At 29.6% G+C, this 13,417-nt stretch carries 13 protein-coding genes and 2 tRNA genes; 8 read left to right on the forward strand and 7 right to left on the reverse strand.

Annotated features, from left to right (window positions below; all coding sequences use genetic code 11):
* Positions 1-155: 155 nt before the first annotated feature.
* Together porQ and cmk are read left to right on the forward strand one after the other, a co-directional pair.
* Positions 156-1,181 carry a type IX secretion system protein PorQ gene (gene porQ, locus Q0L44_RS05910; protein ID WP_296636579.1) on the forward strand — a complete coding sequence of 342 codons (1,026 nt, stop codon included), beginning with the start codon at positions 156-158 and terminating at the stop codon, positions 1,179-1,181.
* Positions 1,174-1,872 (forward strand): (d)CMP kinase, encoded by a 699-nt coding sequence (cmk, locus tag Q0L44_RS05915; RefSeq protein WP_296636582.1) that lies wholly within the window; start codon positions 1,174-1,176, stop codon positions 1,870-1,872. Before porQ ends, cmk begins: the two co-directional genes overlap by 8 nt.
* Before the next feature lie 118 nt (positions 1,873-1,990).
* Here the strand turns inward: cmk and Q0L44_RS05920 are convergent, their stop codons facing one another.
* Complete coding sequence (locus tag Q0L44_RS05920; RefSeq protein ID WP_296637619.1) at positions 1,991-2,620, reverse strand: 7-carboxy-7-deazaguanine synthase QueE; 630 nt, start codon at positions 2,618-2,620, stop codon at positions 1,991-1,993.
* Between the two features lie 348 nt (positions 2,621-2,968).
* Here Q0L44_RS05920 and rpsA point away from each other — a divergent pair, with 348 nt between their 5' ends.
* From rpsA to Q0L44_RS05935, 3 genes are all read left to right on the forward strand, one after another.
* Positions 2,969-4,798: a 30S ribosomal protein S1 gene (gene rpsA, locus Q0L44_RS05925; protein ID WP_296636584.1), complete on the forward strand. Its 1,830-nt coding sequence runs from the start codon at positions 2,969-2,971 to the stop codon at positions 4,796-4,798.
* Positions 4,799-4,971: 173 nt separating this feature from the next.
* The gene (gene glmM / locus Q0L44_RS05930) at positions 4,972-6,363 is read left to right on the forward strand and encodes a phosphoglucosamine mutase (protein ID WP_296636588.1); all 1,392 of its coding nucleotides are present in this window, start codon (positions 4,972-4,974) and stop codon (positions 6,361-6,363) included.
* Between the two features lie 101 nt (positions 6,364-6,464).
* A complete protein-coding gene (locus Q0L44_RS05935) occupies positions 6,465-7,931 on the forward strand; it encodes an aminotransferase class V-fold PLP-dependent enzyme (RefSeq protein ID WP_296636590.1) in 1,467 nt (488 codons plus the stop codon).
* Here the strand turns inward: Q0L44_RS05935 and Q0L44_RS05940 are convergent.
* The gene (locus Q0L44_RS05940; protein WP_296636593.1) at positions 7,909-8,829 is read right to left on the reverse strand and encodes a lysophospholipid acyltransferase family protein; all 921 of its coding nucleotides are present in this window, start codon (positions 8,827-8,829) and stop codon (positions 7,909-7,911) included. The two genes, Q0L44_RS05935 and Q0L44_RS05940, sit on opposite strands and share 23 nt — an antisense overlap.
* Positions 8,830-8,912: 83 nt before the next feature.
* Between Q0L44_RS05940 and Q0L44_RS05945 the strand changes: the two genes are divergently transcribed.
* The gene (locus tag Q0L44_RS05945; RefSeq protein WP_296636596.1) at positions 8,913-9,569 is read left to right on the forward strand and encodes a rhomboid family intramembrane serine protease; all 657 of its coding nucleotides are present in this window, start codon (positions 8,913-8,915) and stop codon (positions 9,567-9,569) included.
* A 37-nt stretch (positions 9,570-9,606) separates the two neighbouring features.
* On the opposite strand, the gene Q0L44_RS05950 is transcribed toward Q0L44_RS05945, so the two are convergent.
* Together Q0L44_RS05950 and Q0L44_RS05955 are read right to left on the reverse strand one after the other, a co-directional pair.
* Positions 9,607-9,679 (reverse strand) — tRNA-Gly (locus Q0L44_RS05950).
* 203 nt (positions 9,680-9,882) lie between these two features.
* A tRNA-Met gene (locus tag Q0L44_RS05955) sits at positions 9,883-9,956 on the reverse strand.
* Positions 9,957-10,064: 108 nt separating this feature from the next.
* Between Q0L44_RS05955 and Q0L44_RS05960 the strand changes: the two genes are divergently transcribed.
* Positions 10,065-10,448, forward strand: a complete 384-nt coding sequence (locus Q0L44_RS05960; RefSeq protein ID WP_296636598.1) for an START-like domain-containing protein — start codon at positions 10,065-10,067, stop codon at positions 10,446-10,448.
* 102 nt (positions 10,449-10,550) lie between these two features.
* On the forward strand, positions 10,551-11,384 hold the full coding sequence (locus Q0L44_RS05965) for an aminotransferase class IV (RefSeq protein ID WP_296636601.1): 834 nt from the start codon (positions 10,551-10,553) through the stop codon (positions 11,382-11,384).
* On the opposite strand, the gene Q0L44_RS05970 is transcribed toward Q0L44_RS05965, so the two are convergent.
* The 3 genes from Q0L44_RS05970 to fmt form a co-directional block, all read right to left on the reverse strand.
* A complete protein-coding gene (locus Q0L44_RS05970) occupies positions 11,381-11,938 on the reverse strand; it encodes a YqgE/AlgH family protein (RefSeq protein ID WP_296636603.1) in 558 nt (185 codons plus the stop codon). The two genes, Q0L44_RS05965 and Q0L44_RS05970, sit on opposite strands and share 4 nt — an antisense overlap.
* Before the next feature lie 74 nt (positions 11,939-12,012).
* Positions 12,013-12,285 (reverse strand): HU family DNA-binding protein, encoded by a 273-nt coding sequence (locus tag Q0L44_RS05975; RefSeq protein ID WP_015479825.1) that lies wholly within the window; start codon positions 12,283-12,285, stop codon positions 12,013-12,015.
* Positions 12,286-12,471: 186 nt separating this feature from the next.
* Positions 12,472-13,416 carry a methionyl-tRNA formyltransferase gene (gene fmt, locus Q0L44_RS05980; protein ID WP_296636608.1) on the reverse strand — a complete coding sequence of 315 codons (945 nt, stop codon included), beginning with the start codon at positions 13,414-13,416 and terminating at the stop codon, positions 12,472-12,474.
* Between the last annotated feature and the right edge of the window lies 1 nt (position 13,417).

Consider the following 13,417-nt stretch of genomic DNA (forward strand, 5'->3'; position numbering starts at 1 on the left):
TTTCTTTAAATCTTGACCTAGTCAAGTAACTAAAACCTCATATCTATGATATGAGGTTTTTTTATATAACGAATCTATTTTTAAATCTTTATTAATATTAAATATATAATATCCTGATGTATTTTCGTTATCAATAAATATTGATATTCTATAATATGAAAAGTAGATTTTTTTATTTTTTATTTCTTTTCAATTTTTATTTTCTTAATGCACAAGTTGGTGGTGAAAATATTTATCAATTTTTAAACCTCTCTACTTCTGCAAGACAAATTGCATTAGGAGGTGAAGTTTTAACTATGATAGATAACATTAATCAGCCAAATTGGAACCCATCTACTATTAATAATGAATTAGATAATTTAATTTCTTTAAATTATTCAAGCTTTTTAGCAGGAGTTAATATTGGTTCTATTTCATATGCAAGACAATTATCTAGAAGATTTGGAACAATTTATAGTAATATTACCTACCTTGACTATGGTACTTTTATAGGTACAGATATTCAAGGTAATGAAATTGGAAATTTTAATGCCAACGATTTTGCTATTTCTATTGGTTATGCTTTAAATCTTCCGTGGACAAATCTATTTTTCGGAACAAATGTAAAGTTTATTAATTCACAAATAAGTAATTTTTATTCTACAGGAATCGCAGCTGACTTAGGTATTTTATATTATAGTCCTTATAAACCCTATTCCTTTACAATTGTAGCTAGAAATTTTGGTACACAATTATCTACATTCAATGGTATTAGAGAAGAATTACCATTAAAGATTGCAATCGGAGCATCTTATCAGTTAGAATATGTACCTCTAAAATGGTACTTAACTATTGATAATCTTCAACAATGGGATGTGTCAATTCCTAATCCTTCTGAACAATCATCAGATTTAGAAGGAAATATTATTAAAGAAGAAATAGGTTTTTTAAATAATACTTTAAGACATTTTGTAATTGGAGCAGAGCTTTTTCCAAACAACGCTATAAACCTCAGAATGGGTTATAATTTTAGAAGAGGATCTGAATTAAAACTTCAAAACGTAAGAACCTTTGGAGGTATTTCTTTTGGATTTGGAATTAAATTGAATAGGTTTAAATTTAATTATGCGTATTCTAAATATCATTCTGCAACAAATGCCAGTACTTTTAGTTTACAATACAATTTTAATAGACATGAGTAAAAAAATAACTATTGCTATAGACGGTTTCTCATCAACAGGGAAAAGTACAATAGCTAAACTTTTAGCAAAAAAATATAATTATGTCTATGTAGACACTGGAGCTATGTACAGAGCTGTTAGTTTATACGCTAAAAACAATGGTTATGTTAGCAATGATTTATTAAATAGTAATGATTTAGTTAGTTCTTTGAATGATATTACTTTAGTCTTCGTATTTAATAACGATTTAGGTTATGCAGAAATCCATTTAAATGGAGTTAATGTAGAAAAAGAAATAAGGAGTTTAGAAATTTCACAGTTAGTAAGTAAAATTGCCACTATAAGTGAGGTAAGAAAAAAATTAGTACATGAACAAAAACTCATGGGGAAGGAAGGTGGAATTGTTATGGATGGTAGAGATATTGGAACTGTAGTTTTTCCTGAAGCTGAACTTAAGTTATTCATGACAGCTTCTGCAGATAAAAGAGCTACGAGACGTTATAATGAATTGATTAATAGGGGAGACAAAGTAAATTATAATGAAATTCTATTTAACGTTGAAGAGCGAGATAGAATAGATTCAACAAGAGAAGATTCTCCATTATTAAAAGCTGATGATGCTATTGAATTTGATAATTCTGATATGGGAATTAATGAGCAATTTGAAAGAATTTGCAGTTTAGTGGACAAGAAAATTTCTCAAAGTAGTTAAGAATCAGACTAGATTAGCTCTGATTGAAACGATATCCTTTTTTGTTTTTCGCAAAAAAAATATATCGCGTAAAGCAGGTATTAGTTTTAAAGAACATCTGTGAAACTAATTAAATATTCTAAGGAATATTTAGGTATTTATGGGTCTGTAAAGAAACTTTCCATTTTGGATTTTTCATTACGTAGTCTACAATAAGTTCTGTCATTTTTTCTTTTTTACTCCATTCTGGTTGTAAAAATAATTGACATTTTTTGCTCACTTTTTCAGCTTGTTCTTCTGCAAAATCAAAATCTGATTTGTTATGAATTATCATCTTTAATTCATCTGCTTCTCTATAGTTTTCTTTTAGAGGTAATTTTGTTTTCTTTGGTGAAAGACAAAACCAATCCCATTTTCCAGAAAAAGAATATGCTCCAGAAGTTTCAATATGGGTTTTAATATTATTTTTTTGAAGCAATTCAGTAATATAATCCATAGACCACATTAAAGGTTCACCTCCAGTAATTACAACAGTATTTGTATATTTTTTTACATTATCTATAATTGAATCAGCCATTGTTGGTGGGTGTAAATCTGCATTCCAACTTTCTTTAACATCACACCAGTGACAACCTACATCGCAACCACCAACTCTAATAAAATAAGCAGCAGTTCCTGTGTGAGAGCCTTCACCTTGAATTGTATAGAACTCTTCCATTAATGGAAGCATGATGCCCTTAGCTACCAATTCTTTTGTTTTTGTATCCATCATTTGTATCCTTTCATTTGCAGTTGTACCTTTATTAAAGTACTAAGCATCCAAATTAAGTTGCAAATGTAATTGTTGTGAATAGATTTTCCTTGTTAATTGTTCTTAAATTAATTATTAGTAAAATTTAATCCATTACACAGTCTAAATATTTAATCTTGTTTGTTTTAGTACTTGTATTTTTTTATTATAAAAACCTTAAAATCAATCTTTTTTTGTAAGTTTGCACTCCTTTTTACGATAACAGATTTAGAAAAGGAATTAGATAAAACAATTTTTATAAATAGCTCTTGCTGTTTTTGTCGTTAAAAATCTGAAAAGCAATAAGATACAAATTATTTTAGACACATGTCTGAAGAAACAAAAAATACTGAAGAGCAAGTAGCTTCTGATGTACAAAACGCAGCAGCTCCTGCTGTAGAGGAAAAACAAGATCCAAAACAATTTTTAGCTGACTTTAATTGGCACAAATACGAACAAGGTATTGAGGCTGTTGATGAAGAAAAATTAAAAGAATTCGAAGAAGCTTTAAAAGGAACTATTGGTTTTGTTAATGAAAGTGATGTAATTGAGGGTACTGTAATAAGAATTACAGACAGAGATGCAATTATAGACATTAACTCTAAATCTGAAGGTGTAATTTCGTTAAACGAATTTCGTTACAACCAAAACTTAGCAGAAGGAGATACAGTAGAAGTATTAGTTGACAAAAGAGAAGATTCTTCTGGTCAGTTAGTATTATCTCACAAAAAAGCGAGAGTAATTAAAGCTTGGGAAAGAGTAAATAATGCTCATGAAACAGGTGAAGTAGTTAACGGTTTTGTTAAGTGTAGAACTAGAGGTGGTATGATTGTAGATGTTTTCGGAATCGAAGCATTTTTACCTGGATCTCAAATTGATGTTAAACCAATTAGAGATTACGATCAGTATGTAGAAAAAACAATGGAATTCAAAGTTGTAAAAATCAACCACGAATTTAAAAACGTTGTTGTTTCTCATAAAGCACTTATTGAAGCTGATATTGAATTACAGAAAAAAGAAATCATTGGTCAGTTAGAGAAAGGACAAGTATTAGAAGGTGTTGTTAAAAACATTACTTCTTATGGTGTGTTCGTAGACTTAGGTGGTGTAGATGGTTTAGTACATATTACAGATCTATCTTGGTCTAGAATTAATCATCCAAATGAGGTTGTAGAATTAGATCAGAAATTAAACGTTGTAATTTTAGATTTTGATGATAATAAATCTAGAATTCAGTTAGGATTAAAACAATTAACTGCTCATCCTTGGGAAGCTTTAAATGATACTTTAAAAGTTGGTGATAAAGTAACTGGTGAAGTAGTTGTTTTAGCTGATTATGGAGCATTCGTTGAAGTAGAGCAAGGAGTAGAAGGATTAATACACGTTTCTGAGATGTCTTGGTCAACTCACTTACGTTCTGCACAAGATTTCGTAAAAGTTGGAGATAAAGTAGAAGCACAAGTTTTAACTTTAGATAGAGAAGACCGTAAAATGTCTTTAGGCATTAAACAATTACATCCAGATCCTTGGACAGATATTACTACTAAATTCCCTGTAGGTTCTGCACATACAGGTACTGTAAGAAATTACACAAACTTTGGTGTATTTGTTGAGTTAGAAGAAGGAATTGATGGTTTAGTATACATCTCTGATTTATCCTGGACTAAGAAAATTAAGCACCCATCAGACTTTGTAACTGTTGGTCAAAAATTAGATGTTCAAGTATTAGAATTAGATGTAGAGAACAGAAAATTAAACTTAGGTCATAAACAAACTCAAGATAATCCTTGGGATGCTCATGAAGCTACTTATTCAATAGGATCTACTCATGAAGGAACTATTAAAGAGAAGAACGATAAAGGTGCTACAGTAAGTTTTGCTGATGGTGTTGAAGGTTTTGCTCCGACTCGTTTCTTAGAGAAAGAAGATGGTTCTAAGTTAGAAAAAGGAGATACAGTACAATTTATTGTAATGGAATTCTCTAAAGAATACAGAAGAGTTGTTGTTTCTCATACTTCTTTATTTAAGGAGCAAGAGCGCAAGAATATAAAAGCTGCTGCTAAGAAATCTGCAGATGCAGAAAAGACTACTTTAGGAGATATTGGAGGTCTTGCAGATTTAAAAGCACAAATGGAAGCTAAAGCTAAAAAGAAATAGATATTCTTTTTTTCTAAATAAGTACTAAAACTGTAGCATCTGCTACGGTTTTTTTTTTGATTACAATTATGTGTTTTCAATTTTAATTTTCTTCAAACTTTCTTAAATGAGTCGATAAGACAATTATAAAAATCAGCTTAAATAATTTATATTTGTAAGACCAAAAAAAGAAAATGACATTAATAAAATCAATATCCGGAATTAGAGGAACAATAGGTGGTAAAACTGCTGATAATTTAACACCAATAGACACCGTTAAATTTGCCTCTGCTTATGGTACTTTTATCAAAAATAGGAATAAAGATAAAAAAGAAATTAAGGTTGTAATTGGAAGAGATGCTCGTATTTCTGGTAAAATGATTTCTAGTTTAGTTGCAAATACATTAGTAGGTTTAGGGATTGATGTTGTCGATTTAGGTTTATCTACAACACCAACTGTAGAAATTGCAGTTCCAATAGAAAATGCAGATGGTGGAATTATATTAACAGCATCTCATAATCCAAAACAATGGAACGCTTTAAAGTTATTAAATGAAAAAGGAGAGTTTTTAAATGGAGTAGAAGGAGAGCAAATTTTAATGTTAGCTGAAAATGAAGCCTTTAATTTTACAGATGTAGATAATTTAGGTTCTTATACTAAAGACAATTCTTATTTAGAAAAACATATTAAAGAGGTTTTAAATCTAGAATTGGTAGATGTAGAGGCTATAAAAAAAGCGAAATTTAAAGTAGTAGTAGATGGTGTAAACTCAACCGGTGGAATTTTTATTCCTGAATTATTAAAAGCTTTAAATGTAGAGTTTGTAGAACTTTATTGTACTCCAAATGGACAATTTCCTCATAACCCAGAACCATTAAAAGAACATTTAACTGATATTTCTGAATTGGTGGTTAAAGAAAAAGCAGATTTTGGTATTGTTGTAGATCCAGATGTAGACCGCTTAGCTCTTATTGCAGAAGATGGTTCTATGTTTGGTGAAGAATATACCTTAGTTGCTTGTGCAGATTATGTTTTAAGGATACTTGGAGGGGGAAATACAGTTTCTAATTTATCTTCTTCTAGAGCATTAAGAGATGTTACTGAAAAACATGGTGGAACATATACAGCCTCTGCAGTGGGTGAAGTAAATGTAGTTATTAAAATGAAAGAGACAAATACCGTAATTGGTGGTGAAGGAAATGGAGGAATCATTTATCCTGCTTCACATTATGGTAGAGATTCATTAGTAGGTGTGGCACTATTTTTATCGCATTTAGCAAATCAAAAAGTATCTTGTAAAACGTTAAGAAACTCTTATCCAAGCTACTTTATGAGTAAAAATAAAATACAGTTAACACCTGCAATAGATGTAGATAATATTTTAGAATCAATGGCTATTAAATACGCAGATGAAGATGTAAACACGATTGATGGTGTTAAAATTGATTTTGCTGAAGAATGGATTCACTTAAGGAAATCAAATACAGAGCCAATTATTAGGATTTATACAGAAGCAAAATCGCAAATATTAGCAGATGCGTTAGCAGAGAGATTTATAGCAGAAATTAAAGATTTAATCGCTTAATTTTTTAGATATAAAAGAGTTTAGTATTTGCTTTAATTATTTTTAAGTATAAATATTACTTTAATATTGCTAAAATTTCATCTCTTTAAATAGATTTCTTTATGAGTTTAGAACATTATTTTTCACAATTTAGAGAAAAAATTATAGGAATAAATCAAACTTTTAATTCACCCTATGGTGAGAAAAGTTTAGTGTATTGCGATTGGACTGCAAGTGGAAGATTATACGGTCCAATTGAGGATAAACTTACACATCAATTTGGTCCTTTTGTTGCAAATACACATACTGAAACTTCTACTTCAGGTGCAGCAATGACTCTTGCGTATCATGAAGCAAGAAAAATCATAAAATCTCATGTAAATGCAAATGAAAATAATGTTTTAATAACAACAGGATCTGGAATGACAGGTGTTATAAACAAGTTTCAACGCATTTTAGGTTTAAAAGTAGTAGAAAACTTAAAGGCTCATACAATTATACCAGATGAAATTAGACCAATTGTATTTATTTCCCACATGGAGCACCATTCTAACCAAACCTCTTGGTTAGAAACTATTGCAGATGTTGAAATAGTTCCTTGTGATGAACATGGTTTATTATGTCTTAAAGAATTTGAAAAATGCATAAAAAAATACGAGCATAGGGCTATTAAAATAGCTTCAATTACTTCTTGTTCTAATGTTACTGGTATTAAAACTAATTATCATAAAGTTGCTAAATTAATTCATCACTATAATGGATTATGTTTTGTTGATTTTGCTTGTTGTGCACCCTATGTTAAAATTAATATGCATCCTAAAGAAGAAGACGAATATTTAGATGCTATTTTCTTTTCTCCACATAAGTTTTTAGGAGGGCCAGGAAGTGCAGGAGTATTAATTTTTAACAAGAAGTTATATAAAAACACCGTTCCTGATAATCCAGGAGGAGGAACCGTTTCTTACACAAACCCTTGGGGGCAACATGATTATTTTGATGATGTAGAAACCAGAGAAGATGGTGGAACACCAGCTTTCTTGCAAACTATTAGAATAGCACTCTCAATTCAATTAAAAGAAAAAATGGGTACTCAGAAAATTAAAGAAAGAGAAGAAGAAATCAATGCAATTGTTTTTAATACTTTAGAGCAACTTAAAGGGGTAAGAATTTTAGCACCTAATCATAAAAAAAGATTAAGTATTTTTTCTTTTTATTTTGAAAAATACCATTTTAATTTAGTGGTGAAGTTGTTAAATGATAGATTTGGTATACAAACAAGAGGAGGATGTTCTTGTGCTGGAACTTATGGTCATTTTTTACTAAATGTAAATCAAGAGACCTCTAACAAGATAAAGAACCAAATCTTAGAGGGTTGTAGTACAGAGAAACCAGGTTGGGTTCGTTTGTCATTACACCCTACTATTACAACTAAAGCATTAACATTTATATGCGATTCTCTAAAAGAGCTTTCAGAAAAAATTGAGGTTTGGGCTAGTGATTATTCATATGATGCATCAAAGAATGATTTTGTTCACAAAACAATAAAACCTATAGAGAAAAAATTAGTTAATTCTTGGTTTTCTGTTTAATTTTCTGTGATTCTTGCCATTTATTAAAACGATCTTTGTGCTTGAATCTTTTATGTGACCACAAATAAAATTCAGGCTGATTTAGTATGTTTTTTTCAGTTAACTCTGTGTAAATATCTGTAATTTCATAATCTTTAAATTTTTTTGGTTCATCTGTGATTAGTTGAAACTCTGTTTCGTAATATCCTCTTTTTATTTTTTTAGTTACATAATTTATTACGACAAGATCGAATTTTTTAGCTAGCATTTCTGCACCTGTATGAATGGGAACTTTAGTGTTAAAAAAACGTCTCCAATAATAAGTTTTATGTAATTGTGGAGATTGATCGCTTAGTAATATATAAGCACCTTGCTCTTTATTAGAAAAACGCTGTTGCATTGCTCTAACCATCTCTGAAGTTTTGTAACCAATAACACCAAATTTTTCTCGAGAATCTCTAACATACTTTTCAAAGTATGAATTATTTAGTTTTGTGTAAGCACCATAAATATTTATATCTAAAACTTTAGGTAAGCTTGTAGACCATTCCCAATTGGCTTGATGAGCGCCTACTAAAGCAATACTTTTCCCTTTTTTACTATAACTATTTACTAATTCTGGGTTTTTGTATGTATAACGTTTTAAAATTTCTTTTTCAGAAATAGAAAATGCTTTTACACTTTCCATCATTAAGTCCATTAGATGTTTAAAGAATTTTTTTCTGATTTTTCTAATTTCCTCTTGTGATTTTTCAGGAAAAACTAATTTTAAATTTTCTAAAACTACTTCTTTTCTGTACCCTATAATGTGGTAAATTATAAAAAAGAATACATCTGACTTTAAATATAGAATTCGCATAGGAAGTCTAGATAATAACCAAATAAAAGGGTAACTTATTGCAAATACGATAAACTGCATACTTAGATTTTAATGTTACAAATATCGTATATATATTTAAATTGAAATATTAATTAGTAATTGGTTTTTAGTAAGTTTGTTTTATGATGGAAAATTTAAATTCAGCATTATTGTTAATTATAATTACAAATGCTTTAGTTTCTAAAAAAGGCTTTGACGATTATAATTTTTTAAATAAGTATAAATTTCAAGTAGCCCCTGTTAAGAAAGGTGAAAAGTTTAGAATATTTACTTCTGGTTTCTTGCATGTAGATTGGATGCATCTCATTTTAAATATGTATGTATTTTATGCTTTTGGGTCAATTGTGCTTTCAATTTTAGGCACTTTACCCACCTTACTTATTTACTTTGGTAGCTTATTAGCTGGTAGTTTATATACTTTACAATATCATAAAAATGAATCTTATTATAGTGCAGTTGGTTCTTCAGGTGCTGTTTCTGGTATTGTGTACGCTTGTATTTTATTGTATCCAGGAATGAGTATGTATTTATTTTTTATACCGATCTCTATACCAGGATATTTATTTGGTGTTGGGTATTTATTATACTCAATCTATGGTGTGAAAAAACAAGTAGGTAATGTTGGGCATGCAGCTCATTTAGGAGGAGCTATAGGTGGTTTTGCAATTACAATTATTTTAAATCCAATATTAATTGAAACCAATAGAATATTCGTCGTTTTGTTGGCGTTTCCAATTATACTACTATTATTTTTTAGTGATAAATTAAAACGTTTATAAAAAAAAAGACCTTATTATTTCTAATAAAGTCTTTTTGAGCGAAAGACCAGGTTCGAACTGGCGACATTCAGCTTGGAAGGCTGACGCTCTACCAACTGAGCTACTTTCGCATGGTAAAGAGTTACAAATATAGTATCATTTTTTACTTTTACAATACTTTCTTTTAAATAATTTATAGTTTTTCTATTTACTTTTATATCACTGTTCTAGTTTTAATTACTTCGTGTTTTTAAAATTATTTTAAGTGTGAACATTAATTTATACACAAAAAAACGAATTGTTTTTGAACAATTCGTTTTGCAAATAAAATTTGTAGCGAAGACGGGATTTGAACCCGTGACCTCAGGGTTATGAATCCTGCGCTCTAACCAACTGAGCTACCTCGCCGTTGTAATTGAGGATGCAAATATAATCGATTTTTACAGACTGGCAAGTAGTGTTTTTAATTTTTTTTAATCAAATTAATACCTATATTGTGCCTCAACTTATTATACAATGGACAAAGTAAAATACGAAATAGAAATCCCAGTTCACGCATCCCCTAGCATGTTGTATCAATACATTTCCTCTCCGTCTAATTTACAAGAATGGTTTGCAGATAAAGTAAATTCAAGAGGAAAAATTTATACTTTTTTTTGGGATGGAACAGAAGAACAAGCAGAACTAATTGCAAAAAAATCAGAGGATAGGGTTCGGTTTAAATGGTTAGAGAGTGAAGGTGATGATAGTTTTTTTGAAATAAAAATTCAAGTTGATCCCCTTACTAAAGATGTATCATTGATAGTAACTGATTTTGCAGAGGATGAAGATGAGGTAGAGGAGGCTAAACAACTTTGGGAAAACCAGATAGATGAATTAAAACACACAATTGGCGCTTAACTAATTCTTAAAATACAATTTTTAAAACTCAACTTGTAAAGGTTGAGTTTTTTTGTAGATTCTTTTTAAAAAGCCTTAATATTGTATTCTAAATTAAATATAATGGTGAATTACAATGGTAAATTGTTAGCTGCAGAAAATTTAAACATCTCTTTAGAGAATAGAGGGTTTAAATATGGAGATTCTATTTTTGAAACAATTAAAATTCAGCACAATAAGATTGTTTTTTGGGAAGATCATTATTTTAGGTTAATGTCTTCAATGCGAATGCTTCGTATGAAAATACCATTAAAGTTTACTTTAGAGTTTTTAGAGCAAGAAATTATAAAAACAGTAAATGCTAGTAATTTAAATAACTTAAGTAGAGTTCGTTTAAATGTATATAGAAAGGATTGTGGGTATTACACTCCGCATACTAATGATATTGACTATACGATTGAGGTATCTGAAATAGCATCAATTAAAAAAGATAAATATAATATAGATGTTTTTAAAGATTTCTATAATTTTTCAGGTTTATTGTCTACAGTAAAAACAAATAATCGAATGGTTAATACTTTAGCGAGTATTTATGCTAAAGAAAATGATTTAGATAATTGTGTATTAGTTAACGAAAGAAAAGGTGTAGTAGAGGTAACAAATGGAAATATTTTTATTTTAAAAGGGGATACTATAAAAACACCATCTTTAGAAGAGGGTTGTATTAAGGGAGTTGTTCGAAAAAAAGTAATCGAAATTATTTCTAAAAATAAAGAGTATACTATAGAGGAAACTAGTATATCTCCTTTTGAAATTCAAAAAGCTGATGAAGTATTTATTACCAATGCAATTGTCGGGGTTCAGCCCGTTACTAATTACAAAAAGAAAAGTTTTTCTATAGATTTTGGAAATAAAATCTCACAGAGTTTAAAAATCTTAGAAGTTACAAATAGTTAGTTTAATGAAGCATCTTTAGGTGCGTTGGCCCATAATTTGTAGTTACCTCCTTTTTCGACCATTTTGTTTCGCCAAAATGTACTATGATCTTCTAAAAAAATATTTTTACTACTATTTTTGGTAACAAACCACGAATTACTTTCAATTTCTTCGCTTAATTGATTCTTTCCCCATCCTGAATATCCTAAGAAAAATCTAATATCAGTATTTGTGATTTGTCTTGTATGTAAAGCAGCTTTTAGTGATTCAAAATTCCCACCCCAAAAAACGCCATTGCTAATTGCAATACTATTTGGAATTAATTCAGGGACTCTATGAACAAAATATAGATTTTCCTGCTCTACAGGACCACCTTCATAGACAGGAAAATCACAATTAAGATCTGTTATTAAATCACTCAAAAGGAAAGATGTAGGTCTGTTTAGAATAAAGCCAACGGCATTATTTTTGGTATATTCAGTTAGAAGTACAATGGCTCTATTAAAAGAAGAGTCATTTAATATAGAAGGTTCAGAAATAAGTAAATTACCTTTTTTAATTTCTAAGTGGGTCATATGTAAATGTACAAAAAAGAGCAAAAAAAAACTCTCTTAAAAAAGAGAGTTTTTGAGTAATCTATTTTTAAAAATTAGTTTACAGCATCGCTTAATCCAGCACCTGCTTTAAACTTAGCTACATTTTTAGCAGCAATTTGGATAGTTTTTCCAGTTTGTGGGTTTCTACCACTTCTTGCAGCTCTATGAGATACTGAAAAAGTTCCAAAACCTACTAATGCAACTTTATCTCCTCCTTTTAAAGCAGAAGTTACGTTATCTGTAAAAGATTCTAATGCAGCTTTTGCTGCTACTTTAGAGATTCCTGCGTCTGCAGCCATTGCGTCGATTAAATCTGACTTGTTCATAATGAATAAATTTTTTAAGTTTTTTATTAATTTTTTTTGCTAATATGCTTAACAAATATATACGTATTAGGGGTTTACACAAATGTACACCCTTTAAAAGAGTGTTTTTGTTGATAAATACATGTAAAATGTTAATAAAGGAAGGTTTATTTTAAAAATTTACCAAAAGTCCCTTAAAATAGGGGACTAAAGCATACTGGCATTTTCAGAAAAATGAAAACCATTAAGAAGACTTTTAGTTTCTAATTTTTTCTTTCCAGCTATTTTTATTTCATCTATAACTAGAAATCCGTCAGCAACTGCTACTTTTAATTCGTTTTTAGTGCTAATAAGTTTTCCTATTTTATAATTATGTTCTAAAATGCTTTTGTGTACTTTATAAATTTTTGCATTTACAGGTTTATCACCATTTTGAATTGTTGTCCAAGCTGCGGGAAAAGGATTTAATCCTCTGATTTTATTATAGATAGATTCTAGAGAAGTGTTCCAATCTATTTTAGTATTTTCTGGGTATAATTTAGGGGCAATTTTTTCTTCTAAATAGGGTTGTTTTTTAGTTTTTAAATTACCTTTTTTAATGACATCTATTGTTTTTGCAACTAATTCTGCACCTATATACATTAGTTTGTCATGCAGGGTTCCTACAGTTTCTTTGTCTTCAATTTCTATTTCTTTTTGAAGTATGATTTCTCCAGTATCAATTTTTTCATCAATAAAAAATGTAGTAACTCCTGTTATTTTTTCTCCATTTATAATCGCCCAATGAATAGGAGCAGCACCTCTGTAGGCAGGTAACAAAGAAGCGTGTAGATTAAATGTACCACATTTTGGCATTTGCCAAACAGCTTTAGGTAGCATTCTGAAAGCTACAACTACCTGCAATTCTGCTTTTAAAGACTCTAAGTCATTTAAAAAAGATTCGCTTTTTAAATTTGTAGGTTGTAAAACAGTTAAGTTATTTGAAATAGCATACTTTTTAACAGCTGATTCACTTAATTTTCTTCCTCTGCCTGCTGGTTTGTCTGGAGCTGTAATTACTCCTACAATTGTATATTTATTTAGGACCAAATGTTTTAAAATTGTTGCAGCAAAATCTGGAGTTCCCATAAAAACAATACGTAAATTCTTCATC

Origin of the sequence: Polaribacter sp. (assembly GCF_024639685.1) — a bacterium.
Lineage (GTDB): Bacteria > Bacteroidota > Bacteroidia > Flavobacteriales > Flavobacteriaceae > Polaribacter.

What these genes read in the sequence shown, in the direction of transcription:
- Q0L44_RS05960 (WP_296636598.1), top strand. Translation starts at nt 10,065, where the DNA reads ATGGACAAAGTAAAATACGAAATAGAAATCCCAGTTCACGCATCCCCT.
- Q0L44_RS05935 (WP_296636590.1), top strand. Translation starts at nt 6,465, where the DNA reads ATGAGTTTAGAACATTATTTTTCACAATTTAGAGAAAAAATTATAGGA.
- Q0L44_RS05975 (WP_015479825.1), bottom strand. Translation starts at nt 12,285, where the DNA reads ATGAACAAGTCAGATTTAATCGACGCAATGGCTGCAGACGCAGGAATC.
- Q0L44_RS05965 (WP_296636601.1), top strand. Translation starts at nt 10,551, where the DNA reads ATGGTGAATTACAATGGTAAATTGTTAGCTGCAGAAAATTTAAACATC.
- glmM (WP_296636588.1), top strand. Translation starts at nt 4,972, where the DNA reads ATGACATTAATAAAATCAATATCCGGAATTAGAGGAACAATAGGTGGT.
- Q0L44_RS05920 (WP_296637619.1), bottom strand. Translation starts at nt 2,620, where the DNA reads ATGGATACAAAAACAAAAGAATTGGTAGCTAAGGGCATCATGCTTCCA.
- rpsA (WP_296636584.1), top strand. Translation starts at nt 2,969, where the DNA reads ATGTCTGAAGAAACAAAAAATACTGAAGAGCAAGTAGCTTCTGATGTA.
- fmt (WP_296636608.1), bottom strand. Translation starts at nt 13,416, where the DNA reads ATGAAGAATTTACGTATTGTTTTTATGGGAACTCCAGATTTTGCTGCA.
- Q0L44_RS05945 (WP_296636596.1), top strand. Translation starts at nt 8,913, where the DNA reads ATGATGGAAAATTTAAATTCAGCATTATTGTTAATTATAATTACAAAT.
- Q0L44_RS05970 (WP_296636603.1), bottom strand. Translation starts at nt 11,938, where the DNA reads ATGACCCACTTAGAAATTAAAAAAGGTAATTTACTTATTTCTGAACCT.
- Q0L44_RS05940 (WP_296636593.1), bottom strand. Translation starts at nt 8,829, where the DNA reads ATGCAGTTTATCGTATTTGCAATAAGTTACCCTTTTATTTGGTTATTA.
- porQ (WP_296636579.1), top strand. Translation starts at nt 156, where the DNA reads ATGAAAAGTAGATTTTTTTATTTTTTATTTCTTTTCAATTTTTATTTT.
- cmk (WP_296636582.1), top strand. Translation starts at nt 1,174, where the DNA reads ATGAGTAAAAAAATAACTATTGCTATAGACGGTTTCTCATCAACAGGG.